Origin of the sequence: Candidatus Electronema sp. TJ, assembly GCF_048287355.1 — a bacterium.
Taxonomy (GTDB): Bacteria; Desulfobacterota; Desulfobulbia; order Desulfobulbales; family Desulfobulbaceae; genus Electronema.
This window is the reverse complement of sequence record NZ_JBLWEP010000001.1, coordinates 29,445-34,394: the sequence shown is the minus strand read 5'-3', so window position 1 is coordinate 34,394 and position 4,950 is coordinate 29,445. Positions and strand designations below refer to the sequence as shown.

Here is a 4,950-nt window from a genome sequence, read left to right as displayed (position 1 = left end):
ATGCCCCGCAGCACGCTTTCCGCGCCTCATGGCAAGCGTGAAACGTCGCATTGCAAGCGTGACATGCCACGCGGCAAGCGTGAAACAAGGCGTTTGAAGCGTGAAACGAAGCGCGGCAAGCGTGCCGCAAGGCGTTTGAAGCACCGAGAACTGCCTTGAACGCCTCTGAAGAAAAGGCTCAAATATCAAGCCGTTTGGCTATCCTGTTCTTCTCGTCGCAGAGGAGAATGACCGGCTCGAAACCGGCCAGCTCGCTCTCGTCATATTCCGCATAGGTGACAATGATCACCAAATCGCCGACATGCCCTTTGCGGGCCGCCGCGCCGTTCAGGCCGATCACGCCGGAGCCGGCCGCGCCTTTGATGGCGTAGGTTTCAAAGCGCTCGCCGTTGTTTATGTTGTAGATGCAGACCCGTTCGAATTGGATGATGCCGGCGGCCTGCATCAAATCTTCGTCAATGGTCATGCTGCCTTCATAGTTCAGATCCGCCTGAGTGACTGTCACCCGGTGGATCTTGGATTTAAGCATTGTGCGCTGCATTGCAATGATGGTGGAGTGAAAAAACGGCTCAGCCTTTGAAAAAATACGGAATGAGCATCAAGACGAATCCGACAAACAGCATCAGATAGATGTTGGAGATGAAATACGGAAAGACGCAGAGCGCCATCCCTGCGCAGAGCGGAACGAATTGCTGCTGCTTTTTCCCATAAATAAAATATCCAGAGCCGACAGCTCCGAACATGATGCCCCAGAAAAGCTGTCCCGGAGTGCTCATTCTGCTGGTTCCTGCGTGTCGGCCCGCTTCACAGCAGCAGCTTCAAAATAGCCGGAAGCGCGGACTGGCCCTGCTGGCTGCAGCTTTCCTGGCTGACATGCAGCAGCAGCGTGTTGTGCAGATCAGCCGAGTCTACAGCAATATAACTTTCAGCAGCCAGCGTGTGCACAGAGCTGTTGATGCGGAAGATCATGTCATCTTCGGCGGCCCGCACGGTTTTGTACAGCAGCTGGTCAGTTCTTGTGTAGTCTTCATAGGGAAGGGCAGGGCGGTATGTTTGCTTGCTGTTCTGCTCGCCTGCAAAGAAATATTCCCGCACCAGCTCTGTCTCACCTTGGGAATATCCCCGCCAGTCCGCCGTGATGACCGAGATTTGACAGCCTGCCGGCACGTGCACAGGAACAGCAATGCTGCACGAGGTACGCTGCATCTTGCTCTCAGCGTTTCCGGGCGGATCAGCGGCATCATACATGCTGAACAGAATGCTCAAGGTGTCCGTGCCTTCGCCAGAAAGCGTGTATGTGCCTGCGCCGCAGCCTGTTCCTGCAACGTCAACCGGCCCTTTGAAATACACTTGCGCAGCGGCATGCCCTGCGGCCATGCTGACTGCGGCAGCCAGCACGGCGGCAATCTTCTTCACAGTGTTATGTTCCTCCTGCGGAAAGTGGTCAGCAGCAAGAAGTCATCAAGCGGCCAGCCTCATTCTACCTTATGACCTGCATTTCTGCCATTTCAAGCGCAGCGACAGCTTGCCGGACTGCCCGCCGACAGTGATCTGACCGCCCGGTGCTGTCGCCCGCACCGAACTGTTGATCCGCAGGACCAGATCTTCGCCGCAGGCACTGAACAAACTGCCCGGCAGCTTGTCCTGTTCTTTGAAGCGACCGGAAGGCTGCGAGGTTTTCACCGGCCCGCGCTCTCCGGCAAGGAAATATTCCCGCCGCAGCTCGGTTGCACCCTTGGCGCGGCCTTTCCAAGTCATGGTCAGGCTGGAAATCTGATAGCCCTTCGGCACACGGAGAGGCAGAGCAAAGCTGCACGCTGCGCGCTCCATGCCGCTGGCTGCGGCGGAAGCTGGGCTGGCCGCATCATACTTGCTCAAAGCGACAGTCAGGGCGGAGCTGCCTTCGCCTGAAGCCCGGACAGAACCGGACGGGCAGCCTGTACCTGCCATCTGCGCCGGAGCGATGAAATGCACAGGAGCTTTTGTTTGGGCGGACAGTTCTTCAGCGGCGGAGACAAGGCAGACAGCAGCCAGCGCAGCCGCAACAGTTCCTTTCATAAGAATCCCCCTTTGTTAAAAAACAAACCCATGCCGGAAAAAGCATGGGTTTCGCATGTGCAGAACTGCCTTACCAGAAAAAGCGGCTGTTCCGCTTCAACGGCAGGGCCGCCATTTCATCTGGAAGACAACTTTGTTTTGCAGGTCAACGGTGTCCACTGCGATGTAGCTGCTCCGTCCAACCGCATTGGCTGAGCTGTTGATCCGCAGCATCACATCTTCTCCGCATTTGCTGAACGTGGCGTGCGCCAAGTCGTCGCGCTCCACAAAGTTGCCGGAAGGGCTTGTCGTCTTGGCTGGCCCGCGCTGTCCGGCAAAGAAATACTCACGCCGCAGCTGGGTTGAGCCTTTGGCGTAGCCGCGCCAGTCTGAGGTCATGGTGGAGACTTGATAGCCAGCCGGAACCCGCACCGGCACCGCGAAGTTGCAGGAGGTGCGCTGCATGCCGCTGGCTGCCTGGCTGGCAGGATTGCCTGCGTCATAGGCGCTGAACATGACGGTCAGCGTGTCTGTGCCGTCACCGGTGAAGGTGTAGGAGCCGGGCTTGCAGCCCGTGCCTGCAAATTCCATCGGTGCTTTGAAAACAACTTGGGCATCAGCTTGGCTGGCAAGCAAGGCCAACGCGGCGGAGGCAAGAGCAACTTTCAATCCTTTCATGACAACAGCTCCTTTTCAGGTTGTAGAGTGGTTGTTTGCAGGCACTGGATCATGCCTTGCAACTGATGAATGATACAGCTGAATCTTTTTTTGTCAAGACTGTTTCAAAGGCCGAGGCCCGTCCTGCCAGCCCTCATCCCCTCTCGAACTTCCTGCGGAAATAGTCATAGGCGGCGTTGATCTCCTTCATCTTTTCTTCAGCCACCCGCTTGAACTCCGCGCCGAGATGCGCCACTTTGTCCGGGTGATATTGCATTGAGAGCTGGCGGTAGGCTTTCTTCACCGCCGCGAAATCAGCGTTCTCCTCCACGCCCAGCACGGTGCGGAAGCGCGGCTCCTGGCTGGCCGCCGCTGCCGGGCCTGCGCCGCTTGCCTGCTGATAGCTGTAGCCGTGGCGGTATTTGTTTTCAATCGTCTGCCGCTCGTAGGCACTGATTTGGAGGAAGGCGGCGATGCGGCGGACAAAGTGCAGCTCCTGCTCCAGCACCGGTTTTTTAGTGCAGATGATCTGATAGATCAGCTCCAGCAGGATTAAACGCGGCTCATAAGCGAAATCACGGCGGAATTCACTCAGCAGCTCCTCCAAGTTCTGCTGTGTGTCTCTGGCCTGCTTGATCAGCTGCTTGACCCAGTACATCTGCTCCTGATTGTAATGAAGCGAGTGCTGGAAGAAATCAAGCATGGTGCGCAGCTCAGACTGGGTGAAGCGTCCGTCGGTCTTGGCGATGCAGACTAAAATATTGACCAGCAGATAAACAAAGCGGTTGTGACTGGCAGTCTGCGAGCGTTCGTAGGCTTCAGCCCGCTTGCGCATCGAACGGGCAAGGCCGAAGAAGAGCGCAATCGGAGCCGCTATCGCAATGAAAGGCAGCAGGGAGAGCAGCACAACAAAACCGCCTGCCCCTGTCGCATCAAGAAACATGTATACGCCGAACAGGAGCAGAACGACGGTCAAAAGGCAGCCGCCGCAGCCGGAGCCAGTCGGACGGGACATCGCCTTATGCTGCGGGAGCCTCGTCCCGGCTGAACAGTGCGTCAACAAACTCCTGCGGATCAAAATCCCGCAGGTCGTCGGCTTGCTCGCCGATGCCGATGAAGCGCACCGGTATCTTCAGCTCGTGGCAGATGTTGGCGACAATGCCGCCCTTGGCTGTGCCGTCGAGTTTGGTCAGAGTCAACCCGGTGACACCGACTGCCTCATGAAAGAGCTTGGCCTGCGAAAGGGCGTTCTGGCCGGTGGTGGCATCCAGCACCAGCATCACCTCGTGCGGCGCGGCAGGCAGGTTCTTGCCGATCACCCGCTTGATCTTCTTCAGCTCTTCCATCAGATTGACGCTGGTGTGCAGCCGCCCGGCAGTGTCAATGATGATCACGTCGTGCTTCTTGGCGATGCCCTTGGCCACGCCGTCAAAGACCACCGAGGAGGGATCCGCTTTCGGCGGCCCGGCATGAACCTCCACGCCCGTGCGCGTTCCCCAGATCTTGAGCTGGTCAATAGCGGCGGCGCGGAAGGTGTCGCCTGCGACCAGCAGAACAGACTGTCCTGCTTTGACGAACTTGGCCGCGATCTTGCCGATGGAGGTGGTCTTGCCCACGCCGTTCACGCCCACCACCATGATCACAAAGGGGCCATCCTCCGGCAGCGCAAGCTCTGCCGGGCGGTCAGAGGCGAGGAGGAAGGCAAGTATCTGCTCGCGCAGCACCTGCTTCAGGGCTTGGGGATCACTGAGCTGGTCGCGTTTGACCCGTTCTTTGGCTGTCTCCAGCAGATGCAGAGAGGTGTTCACGCCGAGATCGGCAGTGATGAGCAGCTCCTCCAGCTCGTCAAACAGCTCTTGGTCAATCTTCTTCCTGCCCAGCAGCAGACGGTCAAGGCGGTGGACAAAAGCGTCCCGGCTTTTGCCCAAACGCTCTTGCAGCCGCTTGAACATCGAAGGCTTCTGCTGCTCGGCTCCAGTCTCAGGCGTTGGCCGCGAGGCGGCAGCATCCTGTTCGGCAGTCGGGGATGCGGCACTGGCCGCAGGCTCATCCTGCTGGAAGAATTTCTTTTTAAACCAGCCCAGCATAGCTCTCAGACCTCTTGGGTGATGTCATTCTTGAAACGGCGGCCCCGTTCTGGAGCGCACGGCGCAGCTTTTCTCCTGTCCCATGCCCAATACATACCAGTATGTTTCCAAAATACATACCAGTATGTTTCAGCAATACATACTGGTATGTACCGTCAATATATACCAG

The 4,950-nt window shown here is 57.6% G+C and carries 8 protein-coding genes; all 8 read right to left on the bottom strand.

Annotated elements, in window-relative coordinates; all coding sequences use genetic code 11:
• Positions 1 to 178: 178 nt before the first annotated feature.
• A complete protein-coding gene (gene panD, locus ACNKID_RS00185; RefSeq protein ID WP_417911408.1) occupies positions 179 to 541 on the bottom strand; it encodes an aspartate 1-decarboxylase in 363 nt (120 codons plus the stop codon).
• Between the two features lie 28 nt (positions 542 to 569).
• The gene (locus ACNKID_RS00180; RefSeq protein ID WP_417911407.1) at positions 570 to 776 is read right to left on the bottom strand and encodes a hypothetical protein; all 207 of its coding nucleotides are present in this window, start codon (positions 774 to 776) and stop codon (positions 570 to 572) included.
• A 28-nt stretch (positions 777 to 804) separates the two neighbouring features.
• Positions 805 to 1,416 carry a DUF4360 domain-containing protein gene (locus ACNKID_RS00175; protein WP_417911406.1) on the bottom strand — a complete coding sequence of 204 codons (612 nt, stop codon included), beginning with the start codon at positions 1,414 to 1,416 and terminating at the stop codon, positions 805 to 807.
• A 69-nt stretch (positions 1,417 to 1,485) separates the two neighbouring features.
• Positions 1,486 to 2,058, bottom strand: coding sequence for a DUF4360 domain-containing protein (locus tag ACNKID_RS00170; protein ID WP_417911405.1), 573 nt, complete (start codon positions 2,056 to 2,058; stop codon positions 1,486 to 1,488).
• 96 nt (positions 2,059 to 2,154) lie between these two features.
• Positions 2,155 to 2,715 (bottom strand): DUF4360 domain-containing protein, encoded by a 561-nt coding sequence (locus ACNKID_RS00165; protein ID WP_417911404.1) that lies wholly within the window; start codon positions 2,713 to 2,715, stop codon positions 2,155 to 2,157.
• Positions 2,716 to 2,848: 133 nt separating this feature from the next.
• Positions 2,849 to 3,709 (bottom strand): TerB family tellurite resistance protein, encoded by an 861-nt coding sequence (locus ACNKID_RS00160; protein ID WP_417911403.1) that lies wholly within the window; start codon positions 3,707 to 3,709, stop codon positions 2,849 to 2,851.
• Between the two features lie 4 nt (positions 3,710 to 3,713).
• A complete protein-coding gene (gene ftsY / locus ACNKID_RS00155) occupies positions 3,714 to 4,781 on the bottom strand; it encodes a signal recognition particle-docking protein FtsY (RefSeq protein WP_417911402.1) in 1,068 nt (355 codons plus the stop codon).
• Positions 4,765 to 4,950 (bottom strand): hypothetical protein (locus ACNKID_RS00150; RefSeq protein ID WP_417911401.1); only part of this gene is annotated, 186 nt, incomplete at its 5' end. The genes ftsY and ACNKID_RS00150, both read right to left, overlap by 17 nt.

Coding starts and splice junctions, on each gene's coding strand:
- ftsY (WP_417911402.1), bottom strand. CDS start 4,781: ATGCTGGGCTGGTTTAAAAAGAAATTCTTCCAGCAGGATGAGCCTGCG.
- ACNKID_RS00170 (WP_417911405.1), bottom strand. CDS start 2,058: ATGAAAGGAACTGTTGCGGCTGCGCTGGCTGCTGTCTGCCTTGTCTCC.
- ACNKID_RS00180 (WP_417911407.1), bottom strand. CDS start 776: ATGAGCACTCCGGGACAGCTTTTCTGGGGCATCATGTTCGGAGCTGTC.
- ACNKID_RS00165 (WP_417911404.1), bottom strand. CDS start 2,715: ATGAAAGGATTGAAAGTTGCTCTTGCCTCCGCCGCGTTGGCCTTGCTT.
- panD (WP_417911408.1), bottom strand. CDS start 541: ATGCAGCGCACAATGCTTAAATCCAAGATCCACCGGGTGACAGTCACT.
- ACNKID_RS00160 (WP_417911403.1), bottom strand. CDS start 3,709: ATGTCCCGTCCGACTGGCTCCGGCTGCGGCGGCTGCCTTTTGACCGTC.